Source organism: Actinomadura rudentiformis (genome assembly GCF_008923185.1).
Taxonomy (GTDB): domain Bacteria; phylum Actinomycetota; class Actinomycetes; order Streptosporangiales; family Streptosporangiaceae; genus Spirillospora; species Spirillospora rudentiformis.
Window position 1 is genome coordinate 215,698 of sequence record NZ_WBMT01000009.1, and the last position, 19,295, is coordinate 234,992.

15 protein-coding genes and 1 pseudogene are annotated in these 19,295 nt (G+C 72.3%); 15 read left to right on the forward strand and 1 reads right to left on the reverse strand.

What is annotated here, in order from left to right:
• Position 1: 1 nt before the first annotated feature.
• The 13 genes and pseudogenes from cobO (at position 2) to cobA (ending at position 14,630) form a co-directional block, all read left to right on the forward strand.
• Positions 2-604: a cob(I)yrinic acid a,c-diamide adenosyltransferase gene (gene cobO, locus F8566_RS51390; RefSeq protein WP_225993355.1), complete on the forward strand. Its 603-nt coding sequence runs from the start codon at positions 2-4 to the stop codon at positions 602-604.
• Positions 601-1,971 carry a cobyrinate a,c-diamide synthase gene (locus F8566_RS20705; RefSeq protein WP_225993356.1) on the forward strand — a complete coding sequence of 457 codons (1,371 nt, stop codon included), beginning with the start codon at positions 601-603 and terminating at the stop codon, positions 1,969-1,971. The genes cobO and F8566_RS20705 overlap by 4 nt, the downstream gene beginning before the upstream one ends.
• The gene (cobI, locus tag F8566_RS51395) at positions 1,968-3,257 is read left to right on the forward strand and encodes a precorrin-2 C(20)-methyltransferase (protein WP_225993357.1); all 1,290 of its coding nucleotides are present in this window, start codon (positions 1,968-1,970) and stop codon (positions 3,255-3,257) included. The genes F8566_RS20705 and cobI overlap by 4 nt, the downstream gene beginning before the upstream one ends.
• The gene (gene cobM / locus F8566_RS20720) at positions 3,254-4,060 is read left to right on the forward strand and encodes a precorrin-4 C(11)-methyltransferase (RefSeq protein WP_151562261.1); all 807 of its coding nucleotides are present in this window, start codon (positions 3,254-3,256) and stop codon (positions 4,058-4,060) included. Before cobI ends, cobM begins: the two co-directional genes overlap by 4 nt.
• Positions 4,061-4,086: 26 nt before the next feature.
• Positions 4,087-5,301 carry a cobalt-precorrin-5B (C(1))-methyltransferase gene (locus F8566_RS20725; RefSeq protein WP_151562262.1) on the forward strand — a complete coding sequence of 405 codons (1,215 nt, stop codon included), beginning with the start codon at positions 4,087-4,089 and terminating at the stop codon, positions 5,299-5,301.
• Between the two features lies 1 nt (position 5,302).
• Positions 5,303-6,655 (forward strand): precorrin-6y C5,15-methyltransferase (decarboxylating) subunit CbiE, encoded by a 1,353-nt coding sequence (gene cbiE, locus F8566_RS20730; protein ID WP_151562264.1) that lies wholly within the window; start codon positions 5,303-5,305, stop codon positions 6,653-6,655.
• Positions 6,652-8,439, forward strand: coding sequence for a precorrin-3B C(17)-methyltransferase (gene cobJ, locus F8566_RS20735; RefSeq protein WP_151562266.1), 1,788 nt, complete (start codon positions 6,652-6,654; stop codon positions 8,437-8,439). The genes cbiE and cobJ overlap by 4 nt, the downstream gene beginning before the upstream one ends.
• 26 nt (positions 8,440-8,465) lie before the next feature.
• Positions 8,466-8,723, forward strand: coding sequence for an indolepyruvate ferredoxin oxidoreductase subunit alpha (locus F8566_RS20740; RefSeq protein WP_225993358.1), 258 nt, complete (start codon positions 8,466-8,468; stop codon positions 8,721-8,723).
• A complete protein-coding gene (locus tag F8566_RS20745) occupies positions 8,708-9,316 on the forward strand; it encodes a precorrin-8X methylmutase (protein WP_225993359.1) in 609 nt (202 codons plus the stop codon). The genes F8566_RS20740 and F8566_RS20745 overlap by 16 nt, the downstream gene beginning before the upstream one ends.
• Positions 9,313-10,341, forward strand: coding sequence for a sirohydrochlorin chelatase (locus tag F8566_RS20750; RefSeq protein ID WP_151562268.1), 1,029 nt, complete (start codon positions 9,313-9,315; stop codon positions 10,339-10,341). Before F8566_RS20745 ends, F8566_RS20750 begins: the two co-directional genes overlap by 4 nt.
• A 51-nt stretch (positions 10,342-10,392) precedes the next feature.
• Entirely contained in the window at positions 10,393-11,427 is a 1,035-nt protein-coding gene (gene cobC, locus F8566_RS20755; RefSeq protein ID WP_151562270.1) for an Rv2231c family pyridoxal phosphate-dependent protein CobC, read from the forward strand.
• Positions 11,402-13,267, forward strand: a pseudogene (gene cobT / locus F8566_RS20760) (nicotinate-nucleotide--dimethylbenzimidazole phosphoribosyltransferase); the annotation flags it as partial. The gene cobC and the pseudogene cobT, both read left to right, overlap by 26 nt.
• A gap of 124 nt (positions 13,268-13,391) precedes the next feature.
• Positions 13,392-14,630, forward strand: a complete 1,239-nt coding sequence (gene cobA / locus F8566_RS20765) for a uroporphyrinogen-III C-methyltransferase (RefSeq protein WP_151562274.1) — start codon at positions 13,392-13,394, stop codon at positions 14,628-14,630.
• Positions 14,631-15,390: 760 nt separating this feature from the next.
• On the opposite strand, the gene F8566_RS20770 is transcribed toward cobA, so the two are convergent.
• Positions 15,391-15,600 carry a hypothetical protein gene (locus F8566_RS20770; protein ID WP_151562277.1) on the reverse strand — a complete coding sequence of 70 codons (210 nt, stop codon included), beginning with the start codon at positions 15,598-15,600 and terminating at the stop codon, positions 15,391-15,393.
• 109 nt (positions 15,601-15,709) lie between these two features.
• Here F8566_RS20770 and F8566_RS20775 point away from each other — a divergent pair, with 109 nt between their 5' ends.
• Both F8566_RS20775 and F8566_RS20780 read left to right on the forward strand, forming a co-directional pair.
• A complete protein-coding gene (locus F8566_RS20775; RefSeq protein WP_225993360.1) occupies positions 15,710-17,518 on the forward strand; it encodes a GTPase family protein in 1,809 nt (602 codons plus the stop codon).
• Entirely contained in the window at positions 17,515-19,203 is a 1,689-nt protein-coding gene (locus tag F8566_RS20780; protein WP_151562278.1) for a P-loop NTPase family protein, read from the forward strand. The genes F8566_RS20775 and F8566_RS20780 overlap by 4 nt, the downstream gene beginning before the upstream one ends.
• The last annotated feature ends 92 nt before the right edge of the window (positions 19,204-19,295 follow it).

Here is a 19,295-nt window from a genome sequence, read left to right on the forward strand (position 1 = left end):
GATGCCGCAGGGCAAGCCGGAGTACGTGCCGGACGACGGGCTGACGACCCGCGAGCGCCGTAACCGGCCGCTGGTGATCGTGCACACGGGTCCAGGCAAGGGCAAGTCGACCGCCGCGTTCGGGCTGGCGCTGCGTGCCTGGAACCAGGGCTGGCCCATCGGGGTGTTCCAGTTCGTCAAGTCGGCCAAGTGGCGTATCGGCGAAGAGCGGGCACTGCGCGTCCTGGGGGAGACGGGTGAGGGCGGCCCGGTGACCTGGAACAAGATGGGCGAGGGCTGGTCGTGGATCCAGCGGCCGGGCTCGGAGGAGGATCACGAGGCGGACGCCCGCGAAGGCTGGGAACAGATCAAGCGTGACCTCGCGGCCGGGACCTACCGCTTCTACGTGCTGGACGAGTTCACGTACCCGATGAAATGGGGCTGGGTGGACGTCGAGGACGTCATCGCCACGCTGCGGGACCGTCCGGGCGCGCAGCACGTCGTCATCACCGGCCGGGACGCGGATCCGCGGCTGGTGGAGTTCGCCGACCTCGTGACGGAGATGGGCAAGGTGAAGCACCCCATGGACCGCGGCCAGAAGGGCCAGAAGGGCATCGAGTGGTGACCGTTCCCCGTGACGCCGTTCCCCGTGTCGTCGTCGCCGCGCCCGCCTCGGGGAGCGGCAAGACGACCGTGGCGACCGGGCTCATGGCGGCCTTCGCGGCGCGCGGCCTGCGGGTCTCGCCGCACAAGGTCGGGCCGGACTACATCGACCCCGGCTACCACGCGCTTGCCACGGGCCGACCCGGCCGCAACCTCGATCCTTGGCTGACGTCCGAGGATCTCGTCGCACCGCTCTTCCGGCACGGCGCGGACGGCTCCGACGTGGCCGTGATCGAGGGCGTCATGGGCATGTACGACGGGGCTTCTGGAATCGGGGCTGGTGGCTCCGGGGGTTCGGGCTCAGGGGACTTCGCCTCGACCGCGCATGTGGCGACGCTGCTCGACGCGCCGGTGATCCTCGTCGTGGACGCGGCGGCCGCGGGGCGTTCGGTGGCGGCCACCGTGCACGGCTTCCGCTCGTACGACGAGGGGGTGCGGCTGGGCGGCGTGATCCTCAACCGGATCGGGTCGGACGGCCACGAACTCCTGTGCCGCGAGGCCGTCGAGGAGCTGGGGATCCCCGTGCTGGGCGCGCTCCGGCGGCACGACGACATCGCCAAGCCGTCCCGGCATCTCGGACTCGTCCCAGTTGCCGAACGCAGTGCCGAGGCCGTGGCCACGGTCGAGCGCCTCGGCGCGCTCATCGCCGAGTCCTGTGACCTGGATGCGGTGCTAGCGCTGGCCCGCAGCGCTCCGGCGTTGCCTGCCCGGCCTTGGGCACTTGGTCTGGAGGCCACGGCGCCGGGAGTGCGGGTCGCGGTGGCGGGCGGCTCGGCGTTCACGTTCGGATATGCCGAGAACGAGGAACTGCTCGCGGCGGCCGGAGCCGAGGTCGTCCGCTTCGATCCGCTGCGCGACGAACGGCTTCCCGAGGGGACGGCGGGCATCGTGATCGGCGGTGGCTTCCCCGAGGTGTACGCGGCGGAGCTGTCGGCCAACGAGCCGCTCCGCAAGGAGGTCGCCGCGTTCGGCGGCCCGATCTACGCCGAGTGTGCGGGCCTGCTCTACCTGGCACGCGAGCTCGACGGAGAGCCGATGTGCGGGGTGCTGGCCGGGGTGACCGCGACCATGGCCGAACGGCTGACGCTCGGTTATCGCGCGGCCGTCGCGGTGTCCGACTCCGTCGTGTCCCGCGCGGGAGAACGTGTGCACGGCCACGAGTTCCACCGGACGGTCACCGACCCGGCGCACGGCACGACCGCCGCCTGGCAGTGGTCGACGGACGGCCCTGCGGGATTCGTCCAGGGCCGCTGCGTCGCCTCGTACCTGCATCTGCACTGGGCCGGGTCGCCCGGCTTCGCGCAGCGATTCGTGGAGGCCTGCCGATGAGCGAGGACACCTTCCGCGGCCCCGTGCTGCTTCGCGGCGAACGGGTCGAGCTGCGGCCGTTCTCGATCGAGGACGCCGCCGCGCTCATCGAAATCATCCGTGCCGGTGAGGACTTCCTTCCGGACAACTTCCCGCGCAGGCTCGACGCCGAGCGCCTGGCCTGGTGGCTGACCACCGGCGTCCACCAGCCGCAGCGGTACGGCGCGGCGATCCAGCTCGCGGTGCTCGACCGGGAGAGCGGCGACTTCGTCGGCACCATCGGGCTTTACCGGGTGGACTGGACGCAGCTCACCTGCGAGGTCGGCTACGGCATGCGCCCGCGAGCGCGGCGCCGCGGCTATGCGACCGAGGCGCTGCGGTTGATCTCCGCGTGGGCCCTGCGCGACTGCGGCCTGCACCGCATCGAACTCCGCGCCGCGGCCATCGAGTCGATCCGTGTCGCGGAGAAGGGCGGCTACGTCTGTGAGGGCGTTGCGCGAGGCGGTGAGCGCGAGGGGGGCGTCAACCGCGACCAGTTCGTCTTCAGCCTTCTCGCCGCCGACCTCGACCGTGCTGAAGCCGGTCCGCCGAGACTGGTCGGGATTGGTGTCGGGCCGGGCGACCCCGAGCTGGTGACCGCGAAGGCCATCCGGATCCTGCGCGAGGCCGACGTCGTGCTGGTGCCCGTGATGGCGCTGGACGAGGAGGGCCGTGCCGAGTCGGTCGTGCGCGCGTACACGGGCAAGGCCGAACGCGTCGTCTTCGCGCTGAACGACCGGGGTGGCGTGACCGGGAAACGGGCCGCCGCCTGGGATGGTGCCGCCGGACGGGTCGTGCGGGCATTCGAGGAAGGTGCCCGTACGGTCGCCTTCGCCACGATCGGCGACCCCAACGTCTACTCGACGTTCACCTACCTGGCACAGACCGTCCGGGAACGCCGTGCCGACGTGGTCGTGGAGACCGTGCCCGGGATCACCGCCATGCAGGATCTCGCCGCGCGTTCCGGCACCGTCCTCACCGAGGGCGCCGAGTCGCTCGCGCTGGTGCCGCTGACGGCCGGGGTGGCGGGCTTCCGGGCGGCGCTGGAGACCGGTGACACGGTCGTCGCGTACAAGTTCGGCTCGGTGGCGGCAGAGGTCGTCGACGTGCTCAAGGACGCGGGGCGGCTGGAGGAGGCGGTCTACGGGGCACGGCTCGGCCTGGCGGGCGAGGACGTGCGGCCCGCCCGGGAGATCACCGGTGCCGTGCCCTACCTGTCGACGCTGATAGTGCCGGGTCACCGCACCACGCGAGGAGGCAAGCTGTGAATGGTCGCGTGTTGTTCGTGGGCGCCGGGCCGGGTGCCGCCGACTTGCTGACGTTCCGGGCGGCGAAGGCGATCGCCGATGCCGACGTGGTGATCTGGGCGGCCAGCCTGGTCCATCCCGATGTGCTCCAGCACGTCCGCGCGGACGCGGAGATCGTCGACTCGGCGCAGCTCCCGATGGAGGGCATGATGCCCTACTACGAGCGTGCGGTGGCCGAGGGCCTGACCATCGCCCGCATCCACTCGGGCGACCCGGCGTTGTGGGGGGCGTTGCAGGAGCAGCTCGACCGGTGCCGCGACATGGACCTGGACGTGGAGGTCGTGCCGGGCGTCTCCAGCTTCAGCGCGGTCGCGGCGGCGGTCGAACGCGAGCTGACGATCCCTGAGGTGGCGCAGTCGGTCATCCTCACCCGGCTCGGCGGCGGCAAGACGCCCATGCCGCCGGGCGAGGAGGTCCGCGAGTTCGCCCGGCACGGCACGACGATGGCGCTCTTCCTGTCGGCGGCTCGTTCTGGCCAGCTCCAGGAAGAGCTCCTCGAAGGCGGCTACCCCGAGGACACCCCCTGCGTGGTCGCGTACCAGTGCACCTGGCCGGACGAGCTGATCGTACGGTGCACCCTCGGTGAGCTGGCGGAGACCATGAAGACCCACAAGCTGTGGAAGCACACACTCGTCTTGGTCGGCCCGGCTCTGGCCGCCGGCGGCACGCGGTCGCATCTCTATCATCCGGGTCACTTCCACGGTTTCCGGCGTGCCGAGCCCGCAGCCCGGCGCCGCCTCCGCGAGGCTCGTCGCTCCTCTTGACGACGCGACGAGGAAGTGAGCACCAGATGACCGAAGACCCCAACGAGACACCGCTGCGGGAGCCCGATCTGCCGCGCACGATGAAGGTGCGGCAGAAGGCCCTGCGTACCGGCTGGACGACCGGCTCCTGCGCGTCGGCGGCGGCCAAGGCGGCCACTCTGCTGCTCCGCGGCGAGGACCTGCCGGGGTACGTCGAGATCGCGCTGCCCTCGGGCAACCGCGTGACGTTCAAGGTCGAGGACACGGTCGTCGACGCCACGCGCGACCGTGCGCGGGCCGTGGTCGTCAAGGACGCGGGCGACGACCCCGACGTCACGCACGGCGCGCACATCACGGCCGATGTGTCGTGGCGGGACGGGCCCGGACTGGAGCTCGACGGCGGTGAGGGCGTCGGCGTCGTCACCAGGCCGGGGCTCGGGCTGGAGCTCGGCGGCCCGGCCATCAACCCGGTGCCGCGCAAGATGATCACCCATGCGGTGGCCGAGGCCGTCTTCGAGGCACCGCTCGACGAGACGCCCGAGGCCGCGGACGTCACCGACCCGGCGTCCGGGCGGGGCGTCCGGGTCGTCATCTCGGTGCCCGACGGCGAGATCATGGCGCGCAAGACCACCAACAAGCGGCTGGGCATCCTGGGCGGCATCTCGATCCTCGGCACCACGGGCATCGTGCGCCCGTTCTCCACGGCGTCCTGGCGTGCCAGTGTGGAGCAGGCGGTGTCGGTCATGGCGGCGCAGGGCGAGACGACCCTTGTGCTCTGCACCGGCGGCCGTACCGAGAAGGGCGCCATGAAGATGTTGCCGAAGCTTCCCGACGTGTGCTTCGTCGAGGTCGGCGACTTCACCGGTGCGGCGCTGCGCCGCGCGGTCGAGCACGGCCTCAGGCAGGTCGTCTTCGTCGGCATGGCGGGCAAGCTGACCAAGCTGGCCGCGGGCGTGCTCATGACGCACTACACACGTTCCAAGGTGAACACCGAGCTGCTCGGCGAGATCACCACCGGCATGGGCGGCTCCGCGGAGCTGGCCGCCGAGGTGGCGCAGGCCAACACCGCACGCCACGCGTACGAGCTGTGGGAGGCCGCCGGTGTCCTCGGCCCCTGTGGCCGCGAGCTCTGCCGCCGCGTCGCGGGCGTGCTGGAGCGGTTCGCGGTCGAGGAGGCGGGCGGTGAGCTGGCCGCGCAGGTCGTGCTCGTCGACTTCACCGGTGAGCGCATGGTCGGCATGTACGGCCGGATGGCGCGCTGACATGATCACGGTGGTCGGGTACGACGGGACGCCCCTCGGGGCTGAGGCGGGCGAACGCCTGGCGCGGGCGGTCCTGGTCGTGGGAGGGGCGCGGCATCTGGACGCCCTGCACTCCGAGCACGCGGTGCCACAGGGCGCCCGGACCATCGTGATGGGGAACGTGGCGGCCGCGCTGGACGAGATCGACGCCGCGGAGGGCGGCGACGGCACCCGTGACGTCGTGGTCCTGGCAAGCGGCGATCCGGGTTTTTTCGGGATCGTGCGGGCGCTGCGCGAGCGCGGTCACACGCCGAAGGTGATCCCGGCGGTGTCGTCGGTGGCGCAGGCCTTCGCACGAGCCGGGCTGCCCTGGGACGACGCGGTGGTGGTGTCCGCGCACGGACGTGAGCTGCGACGAGCCGTGAACGCCTGCCGGGCTTTCCCGAAGGTCGCGGTGCTGACCGCACCGGGGGCGGGACCTGCGGAGCTGGCCCGGGAGCTTTTCCCGCAGACGCCGCGTTCCTTCGTCGTGTGCGAGGACCTGGGCGGGCCGGACGAGCGGGTGGTGCACGTCCGCCCGGCAGAGGCCACGACACGGCCCTGGTGTGACCCGAACGTCGTGCTCGTGCTGGACTCGCGGCGTGCCGTCGGCGAGCGCGGCTGGATCGCGGGCGCGCCTGCGCCTGCCGGCCCGGTGGGCTGGGGGCTTCCTGAGGAGGCGTTCAAGCACCGAGAGTCGCTCATCACCAAGTCGGAGGTGCGCGCGTTCGCACTGGCGAAGCTGGGGCCTCGGATCGGCGACATGGTGTGGGACGTGGGCGCGGGCAGCGGCTCCGTGGCCATCGAATGCGCCCGCTTCGGCGCCGCCGTCGTCGCGCTTGAACGGGACGAGGCGTTGTGCGAGCACATCCGTGCGAACGTGCGCGCGCACGGGGTCAAGGTCGCGGTCTCGCGCGGCGAGGCACCCGGCGCCCTGGACCACCTGCCCGACCCGGACGCCGTCTTCGTGGGCGGCGGCGGCCCGGAGGTCGTCCGGGCGTGTGCCGCACGGGCGTTGCGGTCCGTGGTGGTCGCGTTGATCGCGGTGGAACGGGTGCGCCCCACGCTGGACGCCCTGCGAGCCGAGGGACTCGTGGCCGACGCCGTCCACCTGCAGGCGAGCCGGCTCTCACCGATGCCGGGCGACGTCCACCGGTTCGCGGCCACGAACCCGGTCTACCTCGTGTGGGGCGTGCGGGAGGAGCCGCCGCGCCCGATGGCGCCCGAGGAGCGGAACGAGCGGCGGGCGGAGATCGCTCCGCTGCCCGGAGACGGCGCGTCCGGAGAGGTGGCCGTGGAGAACGTGGCTGTGGAGAACGGGGAGGGCACGGAATGATCGGGGTTGTCGCGGCGACCGCGAGCGGCCGGACGGCGGCGGCGACGCTGGCCGAGGTGTGGCCGGACGAGGTGCGGCTGTTCACCGAGGGCAAGGTGGGCGACGGCCTGCGCGAGGCGTGGGAGAGCTGCGACGCGATCGTGAGCTTCCTCGCGGTGGGGGCGACCGTCCGGGTGCTGGCGCCGCTGCTGCAGCACAAGACCGCAGACCCGGCCGTGGTGTGCGTGGACGAGAGCATGCAGTACGCGGTGGCGGTGCTCGGCGGTCATCACGGCGCGAACGTGCTGGCGCGGCGGCTCACGGGCGTCCTCGGCTGCGAGCCCATCGTCACGACCGCGAGCGACCAGAGCAACGTCACGCCGCTGGACTCGTACGGCGCCGACCTGGGCTTCACCGTCCACAACCGGGAGATGCTCGCGCACGTCGGCGCGGCGGTGTTGTCGGGCGAGCCGGTGCTGATCGAGGGGGCGGAGGGCTGGCCGCTGCCCGCGCTGCCGCCGAACGTCCGGCCGGACACGGAGTCCTCAGGTGCAGTGTCCTCAGATCCAGTGTCCTCAGATCCAGTGTCCTCGGATGCGGCGTCCTCGGCCGGGATCCTCGTGTCGGACGCGGCGGAGCTCACGTGCATGTGCCATGAGGGCTGGTTCGGGAGCCGGCTGGTCTACCGGCCGCCGTCGCTGGTCATCGGGGTGGGTTCGGCGCGCGGTGTGCCGGCGGAGGAGGTCTCGCGGCTGATCGACATGGCGCTGGGCGAGGCCGGGCTCGCGCCCGAGTCGGTGCGGTGCGTGGCGACCGTGGACCTCAAGGCGGACGAGGAGGGGATCCTGGCGGCGGCGCGCGAGCGCGGCTGGGAGGTGATCACGTTCCCGGCGGACGTGCTCGCGGAGATCGAGGTGCCGAACCCGTCCGACGTGGTCCGCGCGGAGGTGGGGACGCCGAGCGTCGCCGAGGCGTCCGCACTGCACGCCGCCCGCTTGTACGGACGGAGCGGCGAACTCGTCGCCGAGAAGCGCAAGTCGGCGAACGCGACGGTCGCGATCGCGCGGCTCGCCCCGAAGGGACGGCTGAGCATCGTCGGACTCGGGCCCGGTGCGCGCGATCTGGTCACGCCGCGTGCGGTGGAGGCGCTGCGGCGGGCGGCGGTCGTGGTCGGGCTCGACCAGTACGTAGATCAGGTGCGCGACCTGCTGCGCCCGGGGACGCGGGTCCTGGAGAGCGGGCTGGGTCAGGAAGAGGAGCGTGCTCGTACGGCCGTCGAGGAGGCCGGGCGCGGGAACGCGGTCGCCCTGATCGGGTCGGGCGACGCCGGCGTCTACGCGATGGCGAGCCCGGCGCTGGAGTTCGCCTCGTACGACATCGAGGTCGAGGGAGTGCCGGGGATCACGGCGGCGCTCGCGGCCTCGAACGTGCTCGGCGCCCCCCTCGGCCACGACCACGCCTACATCTCCCTGTCCGACCTGCACACCCCCTGGGAGGTCATCGAACGTCGCGTACGGGCGGCCGCCGAGGGCGATTTCACGGTGTGCTTCTACAACCCGCGCAGCAAGGCCCGGGACTGGCAGTTGCCCAAGGCGTTGAGCATCCTGGCCGAGCACCGGCCGCCCGAGACGCCCGTGGGCCTGGTGCGGAACGCGTCCCGCCCGGATGAGACGGCGACGCTGAGCACGCTCGCGGAGGTGGACCCGGCGCAGGTGGACATGTTCACCGTGGTCCTGGTCGGGTCGAGCGTCAGCCGTGACGTGGCCGGGCGCTTTGTCACTCCACGGGGGTACCGGTGGGCATAGTCTCCAAGGTCCGTATCGACCCGAACGTGACCGACCTGCGCGTGATCGTCACCGACCGGTGCCAGGGGTGCGGCGCATGCCTGCTGACATGCCCCGAACACGCGATCCGCCCGCACGGACGTCCCCTGCTCGTCCTCGATGAACTGTGCACCGGCTGCGGGGAGTGCATCGAGGTGTGCCCCGTCGATGCCATCGAGGAAAAGCTGGACGCCATCGACGAAAAGCTGGACGCGATCGAGGAGAGTCCATGCGCGACCGAGGAGAGCCCATGCGCGATCAAATGACCGTTCGCCAGCCACACCCGATCGAGGTGCGGTCGTACGAGATCCTCCGGTCGCGCGTGGACCTGTCGCCGATGCCGCCGCTGTGGCGCGCGGTGGCCGAGCGTGTGATCCACTCCAGCGCCGACCTGGAGTACGCGGTGGACCTGGTGACCACCGAGGAGTCCCTCCGGCAGGGCTGGTCGGCCTTGATGCAGGGTGCCCCGATCGTCACCGACGTCGAGATGGTCGCCGCCGGGATCACCGCCCGGGAGACGATCTGCCACGTGAGCGACCCGGCGTCGGCGCGGATGGCCCGGGCCGCGGGGATCACCCGTTCGGCGGCGGCGGTCCGGCTGTCGTACTCGGAGGTGGGACCGGGCGCGGTCTGGGTGGTGGGCTGCGCCCCGACGGCGCTGTTCGAGCTGATCCAGCAGAAGGTGCGGCCGGCGCTGGTCATCGGGCTCCCGGTCGGCTTCGTGGACGCCGCGGAGTCCAAGGAGGCGCTGCGCGCCAGCGGGCTGCCGCAGCTCAGCAACTACTCCGAGAAGGGCGGGTCGGCGGTCGCCGCGGCCGCCTGCAACGCGCTGCTCTACTACGAGGGAGACCAACGTTGAAGCCGCCATTGCTGGTGGTCGGGCACGGCACGCGGGACGAGTCGGGCGTCGCGGAGTTCGGCAGATTCGTGGCGCGGTTGCGCGCCCGGATGCCCGTGCAGGTGGCGGGAGGCTTCATCGAGCTGTCACCTCCGCCGCTGACCGATGCGGTGGCGGAGCTCTACACGGCCGGCCACAGGCGGGTCGCCGCCGTGCCGCTGGTGCTCGTCGCCGCAGGCCACGGCAAGGGCGACATCCCAGGCGCGATGTCCCGCGAACTCGCACGACACGCAGGCCTCTCGTACACCTATGGCAGGCCCCTCGGACCTCATCCGACGCTCCTCGGACTGCTGGAAGAACGGCTCAGAGCAGCACTCGGGACCGAACCAGGCGAAGCGACGGACCCTCCAGAGGCGGCTGCGGACGTGCCAGGGAAAGCGGTCGATCTGTCGCGGGAGACGTCGGAGACGGCGATCCTGCCGGAGGAGACTCCGGACCTGTCAGGGGAGGCTGCGGATACGGCGGTCCTTTTGGTGGGGCGGGGATCGACGGACCCGGACGCCAACGCCGAGGTGCACAAGGTGGCGCGGCTGTTCTGGGAAGGGCGCGGGGCGTCCGGGGCTGATCAGGGTCTCGGGCTGGCCGCTGTGGAGCCGGCGTTCATCTCGCTGGCCAGGCCGAGCGTCGACGAGGGCCTGGACCGGCTTCGCCGCCTGGGCGCGCGGCGGATCGTGGTGCTGCCGTACTTCCTCTTCTCGGGCGTTCTGCCGGATCGGGTGGTGGCGGAGGCGCGCGCCTATGCCGACGAGCATCGTGAGCTGGACGTGCGCTGCGCCGAGGTGATCGGCGACTGCGACGGGCTGGCCGGGCTGGTGGTCGAGCGGTACGAGGAAGCCCTCCTGGGCGACATCCGGATGAACTGCGACACGTGCGTCTACCGGATCGCGATGCCCGGATTCGAGGACCGCGTAGGGGCCCCGCAGCTCCCGCACCACCACCCCGACGATCCGGCCGGGCACGGCCATGGGCATGCTCATGCACACTGATTCGTTGGTGCTCGAACTCCCCTTCGCTCCGTTCCGAGAAGGGGTGGTCTTGTGACCGAACCGCAGCAGATCGACGAGGCGGACCTGCTGCACCACGGTGACGCCGAGGTCGGCGACGGCCTCGCCGACTTCGCCGTGAACGTGCGTTCCAACACTCCGCCGGAGTGGCTGGCGTCCCGGCTGCGGGCCTCGATCGCCGACCTGGCCGCCTACCCGGACCAGGGCGCGGCGCGGTGCGCGGTGGCGCGGCGGCACAGCCGGGCGGTCGACGAGGTGCTGCTCACCGCCGGTGCCGCCGAGGCGTTCGTGCTGCTGGCCCGGGTGCTGGAACCGCGCCGCGCGGTGGTCGTGCACCCGCAGTTCACCGAGCCGGAGGCGGCGCTGCGGGCCGCCGGCCACGAGGTCGAACGGGTCGTCCTGGACAAGGATTTCACCCTCGACCCGGAAGCCGTACCGGCGGACGCCGACCTGGTGATGATCGGCAACCCGACCAACCCGACCTCGGTGCTGCATCCCGAGGCCGCCGTCGCCGCGCTGGCCCGCCCCGGCCGCACGGTCGTGGTGGACGAGGCGTTCATGGACTGCGTGCCGGGCGAGCCGGAGAGCCTGGCGGGAGTGCCAGGACCGGGACTCGTCGTGATCCGCAGCCTGACCAAGACGTGGGGCCTGGCGGGCCTGCGGGCCGGATACCTGCTGGCCGAGGCCAACCTGACCGCCCGCCTGGCCGCCGCGCAGCCGCTCTGGGCGCTCTCCACGCCCGCTCTCGTCGCCATCGAGGCCTGCTGCGAGGCGGACGCGCTGAACGAGGCGGAGCAGTGGGCCGTCGAGCTGGGAGAGGAGCGCACCCGCCTGGCGACGGAGCTGTCCTCCCGCGGGGTGTACGTGGTCCCGGGCGCCCGCGCGTCGTTCCTCTGCCTGCGCGTGCCCGACGGGCTGGGCATCCGTGCCCTGCTGCGGCAGCGCGGCTACGCCGTCCGGCGCGGTGACACCTTCCCAGGTCTGGGCCCGGACTGGCTGCGCGTAGCGGTCCGCGACCGCGCCTCCAACGACGCCCTGCTGGAGGTCCTCAGTGACCTCGGCATCTAACCCGAACGAGGGCGCGGGGCCGGTCCGTGGTGCTAGGGGTTTTTCGGATGTGGAGCGGAGCGCCGTTCAACGTGTGATCGCGGAGCGGCGCGACGTGCGCGACGGGTTTCTGCCCGATCCGGTGGACGACGTCGTGCTGACGCGGATCCTGGAGGCGGCCCACCGGGCGCCGTCGGTGGGGCTGACGCAGCCCTGGGACTTTCTGATCATCCGGGATCCGGCCCGGCGGGACCGGATCCGCGGGCTCGCCGACCGGCAGCGCGCCGCGTACGCCGCGAGCCTGACGCGTCCACGGGCTGAACGGTTCGACCACCTCAAGGTCGAGGCGATCCGCGAGGCGCCGGTCAACATCGCCGTCACGTGCGACCGGACACGCGGCGGCCGGAATCCGCTCGGCCGGCACAGCCAGCCACAGACGGCGGCGTACTCGGTCGCCTGCGCAGTGCAGAACCTGTGGCTGGCGGCGCGCGCAGAAGGGCTGGGCGTTGGATGGGTGAGTTTCTTCGATGAACGTGAGTTGGCCGCTGAGCTGGGCCTTCCTGCGCATGTCGAAGTCGTGGCATACCTGTGTGTGGGCCATGTCACCGAGTTCCCGCCGGCGCCGCAGCTGGCGCTGACGGGATGGGCACGCCGCCGCCCGCTCGCGTGGGCGGTCCACGACGAGACGTACGGGCGGCGCAGGCTGCCAGGGGAGGCACCCGTGGACCTGATCGAGCAGACCGTCGCGGCGATCGAGCCGCTTGACGAGGCCGCGATGCGGGACGCCCGCGATCACCAGGCGCGGCTCACCAAGCCGCCCGGCTCGCTGGGCGTCCTGGAGGAGGTGGCGGTCCGGCTCGCCGGGCTGGCGAGGCAGAGCCCGCCGCGGCTGCCCGAGCCCGCCGCCGTCGCGATCTTCGCCGCGGACCACGGCGTGCACGCCCAGGGTGTGACGCCGTGGCCCCAGGAGGTCACCGCCCAGATGGTCGCCAACTTCCTGGCCGGCGGCGCGGTGGTCAACGCGTTCGCGAGCCAGGTGGGCGCGGAGGTCAGCGTCGTGGACGTCGGCGTCGCCGCCGAGCTGGACCCCGCGCCGGGCCTGCTGCCCCGCAAGGTCGCCCCGGGCACCGCCGACATGACTCAAGGCCCGGCGATGACCCCCGACCAGGTCGTTCGGGCCGCGGAGACCGGCATCGAAGTCGCCCGCGACCTGGTGTCCGCGGGCGCCCGCTGCTTGATCACCGGAGACATGGGGATCGCCAACACCACGGCGTCCGCCGCCCTGATCGCCGCGTTCACCGGCCTGCCCCCCGAGCGGGTGACGGGCCGCGGCACCGGCATCGACGACGAGACCCACGCCCACAAGATCGACGTCGTCCGCGCGGCCCTCACCCGCCACGGTCTCCTGCCATCTGACCCAGCGCCCCAGAATGCCCCAGCGCCCTCGAACGGCCTAGCGACGCTGGACGGCCCGGCGGCTTTGGACGTGCTGGCGGCGGTCGGCGGGCTGGAACACGCCGCGCTGGCTGGATTCATCCTCGGCGGGGCGGCGCTGCGCGTGCCGGTCATCCTCGACGGGGTGATCGCCGGGGCGGCGGCCCTCGCGGCGGCGGCGATGTGCCCGGACGTGCTCGGTGCCTGCGTGGCCGGGCACCGGTCAGCGGAGCCTGGCCACACGGCGGCCGTCGACCACCTCGGCCTCCGGCCGCTGGTCGATCTCGAACTACGGCTGGGTGAGGGGACGGGAGCTCTTCTCGCGCTGCCGCTCGTCCAAGGCGCGGTACGAGTCATGCACGAGGTCGCGACCTTCGACTCTGCGGGGGTGAGCGGTAAAAAGGGAGTCGACTCCGTAACGAGCTGATCACGGGTTGAGTCACGCTCGGCTATCGACTGGGGGAGAGCACTCTCCATGGGCTCCGCAACCCCGGTACCTTTAGTCCGCAAAGGCACATGTCAGTCACCCGCGTCCTGATCGAGAGAGTGCATTGCCCCCGTACCTGCTAGGCCTGCGACTCAGCGGGCGGCGCGTCCTCGTCGTCGGCGGGGGCCGGGTCGCCCAGCGGCGCGTACCGGCGCTGCTCGCGGCCGGCGCCGACGTCGTGCTCGTCGCACCGGAGGTCACGCCCTCGCTGGAGAGCCTGATCGACGACGGCCGGGTGACATGGCTCCAGCGGGAGTACCAACGCGGCGACTGCGCAGGGGCCTGGCTCGTGCAGGCCGTGAGCGACGACGGCAAGGTCAACGCCGCGGTCGCAGCCGAGGCGGAGAACGCCCGGGTGTGGTGCGTTCGCGCCGATGACGCCGACGCCTCCGCCGCCTGGACCCCCGCGAGCGGGCAGGTCGGCGAGACCACCGTGGGTGTGCTGGCGGGCGGCGATCCGCGGCGCGCGGCGGGCATCCGCGACGCGGTCGTGGACGGGCTGCGCGACGCGACCCTCGAAGCGCGCCACTCGCGGCACAAGCCGACCGGTGTGGCGCTGGTGGGCGGCGGGCCCGGCGACCCCGCGTTGATCACGGTGCGCGGGCGGCAGTTGCTGGCCCAGGCCGACGTCGTGGTGACCGACCGGCTCGCCCCGCGCGAGCTGCTCGACGAGCTCCCGGCGGACGTCGAGGTGATCGACGCCGCCAAGATCCCGTATGGGCGCACGGTGACGCAGGAGCGCATCAACGACTACCTGGTCGAGCACGCGCGGCAGGGCCGGTTCGTGGTGCGGCTCAAGGGCGGCGACCCGTTCGTCTTCGGCCGCGGCGCCGAGGAGGTGCTGCACTGCGCCAAGCACGGCATTCCCGTGACGGTGGTGCCGGGCGTCACCAGCGCGGTCGCGGCGCCCGCCGCGGCCGGCATCCCGGTGACCCACCGGGGAGTGGCCCAGGACTTCCACGTCGTATCCGCCCACATCGCCCCCGACACTCCGGCGTCGACCGTCGACTGGGCAGCCCTTGGCAGGTCAGAGGGCACATTGGTGCTGCTCATGGCGGTGGAGCGGATGAGCCTCATCGCCGCCACCCTCATGCGCTATGGTCGGTCGTCTGACACGCCGGTGGCCGTGGTTCAGGACGGCACCCTCCCGGGACAGCGGGCGCTGACGGCCACCTTGGGCACTGTGGCCGACGAGATGGCGGCCGCCGGAGTCCGGCCACCCGCGATCGTGGTCGTGGGCGACGTGGTCAATGTGGCACGAGAGATCGACATGATTCGAGCGGACATGGGACGGGATCCGTGACACCCCCGGCAGAGCAGAGCGCGGTCCATGACGAGGAGGCGGGTGCCGGCCCGGAGCGCGCCGGCACCGGCGCCGTTCCCGAGCCCGCCCGGCCCACCACAGGGCCCGCGAAGGAACCGGCCCCCACCGAGCAGCCGTCCGGCGAGCCGTCTTCGAGTGAAGGCTCCCCCGGCGAGCGTTCGTCCGGCAAGAGCTCGTCCGGCGAGCGCTCGACCGGCAAACGGTCACCCCGCAAGCGGTCGCCCGCCAAACGGGCGTCGCCCGCCAAGGAACCGTCCAGCGACCCCTCATCCGCAGAGCCGTCATCTGCCGAGGGCTCGCCCAGCGAGGAGCCGTCCACCGAGGGCTCGCCCAGCGAGAGGGCATCCGCCAAGCGATCGTCAAGCAAGCCGTCGTCCGGTCCGCGATCTTCGGGTGAACGGTCTTCCGGCGAGCGGTCGTCTGCCGAGCCGTCGTCCACGGAGCGGTCGTCTGGCGCGGGGGCGTCCAGCGAGGAGCCGTCCGGCGCGCACTCTTCTGGCGTGCGTTCGTCCGGCGAGAGCTCGTCCAGCGAGAGGGCGTCCGCCGAGCGGCCGTCCAGCGAGCTGTCGTCCGGTCCGCGATCTTCGGGTGAACGGTCTCCCGGTGAGGGAGCGTCTGCCGAGCGGTCTCCTGCTGAGCCGTCGTCTGCTGAGCGGGGGTCTGGTGATCCGTCGTCCGCCCAGCCATCGTCTGGCGAGCGGTCGTCTGCCGAGCCGTTGCCCATCCAGCGTTCGTCCGGTCAGCGGTCGTCCGGCGCCGGGTCCTCCGGCCAGGAGCCGTCCGGCGCGCGGTCTTCTGGCGTGCGTTCGTCTGCGAAGGACTCGCCCGGCGACAGGGCGTCCGCCGAGCGCTCGTCCAGCGAGCCGCCGTCCGGCGCGGGATCTTCAGGCGGACGGTCGCCTGGTGAGGGGACGTCCGGCGAGCAGTCTTCCGCTGAGCCGTTGTCCACGGAGTGGTCGTCCGGCGAGCGTTCGTCTGAGGGCTCGTCCAGCCAGGGGGCGTCCGGCGGGTGGTTCTCCGCCGAGCGTTCGTCTGGCGGAGGGGTGTCTGGTGAGCCTTTGACCGGTGAACGGGCGTCCAGTGATCAGGGTTCGGCGGCGCAGGGCGGGATGCCGCCCGGGGCGGTGGATCTCAGCGGGACGGAGGCGCTCTCGGGGCGCCGGCCGGTGAGCGGGCGTGGACCGGTGCACAAGGGAGAGCTCACCAGGGCACTGACCGGGCTGCGCGATCAGCTCGGGGCGTTCGAGCTGGTGCTCGACGTGCCCGGGGTCGAGGAGGCGCGGGCGGCGCAGCTCGACATCAAGGCACAGCTCGACGACTACGTGCTGCCGCGCATCCAGGCGGCGAGCGCGCCCATGCTCGTGGTGCTGGGCGGCTCGACCGGGGCGGGCAAGTCGACGCTGGTCAACACGCTCGTGGGGGCGCGGGTCAGCGCCACCGGCGTGTTGCGGCCGACCACCAGCAGCCCGATCCTGGTGTGCCACCCCGACCACAACGACTGGTTCCTGGAGGGGCCGCTGCTGCCCGGCATGGGGCGCGTTCCCGGCCCGGCGCCGGACGCCATCGCGGGCGACCAGCTGGTGATCATCCCCAGCGAGGCGCTCCCGCCGGGGCTGGCGCTGCTGGACAGCCCGGACTTCGACTCGGTCTTCGAAGACCACTTCGAGTTCGCGACCAAGCTGATGGCCGCCGCCGACCTGTGGTTGTGCGTCACCACGGCGGCGCGGTACGCCGACGCCCAGGTGTGGCAGATGTTGCAGCGGGCCAAGGACAACGGCGCCACCATCGGGGTCGTGCTCTCGCGGGTGCCGCAGGGCGCGGGCTCGGAGGTCGTCGACCACTTCGCCGAGATGCTCACCGAGCACGGCGTCGGTGACGCGCGGCGGTTCACCATCCCGGAGACCAAGATCGAGGACAGCCGGCTGCCGGAGGAGGCCGCCGAGGACGTGCGGGCCTGGCTGGTCGGGGTGGCCGAGAACGCCGAGGATCGCGAGATCGTGATCGGCGACACCCTCGGCGGCGTGCTCGACAGCCTTCGCATCCGCGTGCCGGAGCTGGCCAAGCAGGTCGAGGTCCAGGTCGAGCAGCGTGCCGAGCTGGCGCAGGAGGTCGAGGCCGCGTACGGCACGGCCCTCGCCGAGCTGGACGAGGACACCCGCAACGGTTCGCTGCTGCGCGGCGAGGTACTGGCCCGCTGGCAGGACTTCGCCGGAACGGGTGATCTCCTGCGCGCTCTCCACGTTCAGCGTGGGCGGCCGGGACGGCGCTCCAGCCGCCGGCGCCGCAGCCCCGCCCGCGTGCGCGCGCTCAAGAGCGCCCTGCGCAGCGGGCTGGAGTCGTTGATCATCGCGTCCGCCGAGCACGCCGCCGAGCAGGTGCTCGTCCGGTGGCGGGCGCACCCGGCGGGCGGCCAGGTCCTCGCCCGTCCGGCCATCGGCCTCGGGCACGCGTCCCCAGAGCTGTCGCGCCGCGTCACCCGGGCCGTCAGCTCCTGGCAGGACCACGTTCAGGAACTGATCCGCACCGAGGGCGTCACCAAGCGCTCGGTCGCCAAGCTGGTCTCCTTCGACGAGGAGGCGCTGTCGCTGGTCCTGATGATCGGGCTGCTCGGTTACGGCACCTCCGACGTCGCCGTCGAGGGCGGCACCAGCGCAGTGCCGCAGCGGCTGCTCAAGGCGTTGTTCGGCGCGGAGTCCCTGCGCGGCATGGGCGCCAAGGCCCGCGCCGACCTGCGGAGCCGCATCGGCATGCTGTTCGACGAGGAGGCCCTGCGGTACGGGCAGGTACTCGACGCCGCAGGCATACCCGACGAGACGACCCCAGTCCAGCTTTACCAGGCCACGTACAACCTCGAGGTCGCCCGATGACTACCTCGGCCATTCCCGCGAAGTCCCCGGCGGGGACCGGCGGCATCCCGATCCCGGCGACGGACGCCCTCGACGGCGCCGCCGGGCTCACCGACCGGCTCGACCGGCTCGACCAGCTGGTCGAGCTCGGCAGCGGCCGGCTCGACGCGCCGATCCTGGCGGAAGCCGCCGTGCTCCTCGACCGAGCCGGGCAGCGCCTGCGCCTGTCGGGCGAGCACACCGTCGTCACGCTCGCCGGCGGTACGGGAAGCGGCAAGTCCTCGCTGTTCAACGCCATCTGCGGGCTGGAGCTGTCGCCCACGGGCGTGCGGCGGCCCATGACCTCCAAGGCGCACGCCTGCGTCTGGGGCCTCGACGGCGCGGGCCCGCTCCTGGACTGGCTCGACGTCGACAAGCGCCACCGCTACGCCCGAGCCAGCGCGCTCGATCTGGAACGCGCCGACAGCTCGCTGCAGGGTCTCGTCCTGCTCGACCTGCCCGACCACGACTCCATCCAGGCGCTGCACCGCGCCGAGGTGGACCGCTTCGTCACCATCGCCGACCTCCTCGTGTGGGTGGTCGACCCGCAGAAGTACGCGGACGCGGCGTTGCACCGCAACTACATCGTCCCGTTCGCCCGCCATGCCGGGGTCACCTTGATCGTCCTCAACCAGGTCGACAAGCTGCAGCCGGCCGAGGTCGACGACTGTGTGGCCGACCTCCGCCGCCTCCTGGAGGCCGAAGGCCTGGCCGACCCGCGGATCGTCACCACGTCCGCCGTGAGCGAGGAGGGCGTCGCGGGCTTCCGGAGGGTGCTGGTCGACACCGTCGCCGCCCGTCGCGCCCGTTCCGAACGGCTGACCGCCGACGTCGACAAGCTCTCCGAACGCTTCGTCGAGTTCCGCGGCGCCGCCGAGCCGCCTGCGGGCGTCGACGAGGCACGCCGTACCGAGCTCGTCCAAGCCCTCACCGACGCGGCAGGCGCGCCCGCCGTCGCCGAGGCGATGGAGAGCGCGTACGAGCTGCGCGCCGCCGATTTCGTGGGCTGGCCGGTCAGCGCCCTGATCACCCGCCTCCGTTCGGACCCCCTGCGCCGTATGCGCCTCACCGAGCTGCGCGACGAGCTGCGCGGCGCGTTCACCGGCCCCATCGGCGCCCAGCAGGGCGACGTCGACACCGCCCTCCAGGGCGTCACCGACGGGGTGGTCGCCGACCTGCCCGGCCCCTGGGCGCGCTCGGTCCGCGCCGCGGCCCGTTCCCAGTCGGCCGAGCTCCCCGAGGCCCTCGGTGAAGCGCTCAAGGAGGCGCTGCCCACGTTCAACCAGATCCCGCGCTGGTGGTGGCTGGTCAAGACCTGGCAGTACTTCCTGGTCCTGGTCTCCATCCTGGGTGTCGCCTGGATCGGCCTCCTGCTCGTGTACGGCCTCTTCGAGGTGGCCGACGCCCCGACCTCCATGGTCGGCGAGGCGGGCCTCATCCCGTACGTCGCGATCCTTGTCATCTGCACGCTGGGCATGGGCGCGCTGACCTCGTCCGCCTGCCGCAACATGGTCGCGCTGCAGTCGGCCAAGCACGGCGAACGCATGGAACAGCACATGCGGGAGCGCATCGCCGTGGTCGCCGAGGAGAAGGTCCTGACGCCGGTGGCCGCCGAGCTCGACGCCTACGCGCGGTTCCGCGACAACGTGGAAGCCGTCCGCAGCTAGGGCTGTCTCGAGCTGTCCCGAAGTTATCCACAGTTTCGTGAGGGGCTTTTCACGGAGGGTGAGCATGCGCCAACGTGGTGGTCGTGCGGAGC

Coding starts and splice junctions, on each gene's coding strand:
- F8566_RS20745 (WP_225993359.1), top strand. CDS start 8,708: ATGCGCGATCAAATGACCGTTCGCCAGCCACACCCGATCGAGGTGCGG.
- cobJ (WP_151562266.1), top strand. CDS start 6,652: ATGATCGGGGTTGTCGCGGCGACCGCGAGCGGCCGGACGGCGGCGGCG.
- F8566_RS20725 (WP_151562262.1), top strand. CDS start 4,087: ATGACCGAAGACCCCAACGAGACACCGCTGCGGGAGCCCGATCTGCCG.
- cobI (WP_225993357.1), top strand. CDS start 1,968: ATGAGCGAGGACACCTTCCGCGGCCCCGTGCTGCTTCGCGGCGAACGG.
- cbiE (WP_151562264.1), top strand. CDS start 5,303: ATGATCACGGTGGTCGGGTACGACGGGACGCCCCTCGGGGCTGAGGCG.
- F8566_RS20780 (WP_151562278.1), top strand. CDS start 17,515: ATGACTACCTCGGCCATTCCCGCGAAGTCCCCGGCGGGGACCGGCGGC.
- cobO (WP_225993355.1), top strand. CDS start 2: ATGCCGCAGGGCAAGCCGGAGTACGTGCCGGACGACGGGCTGACGACC.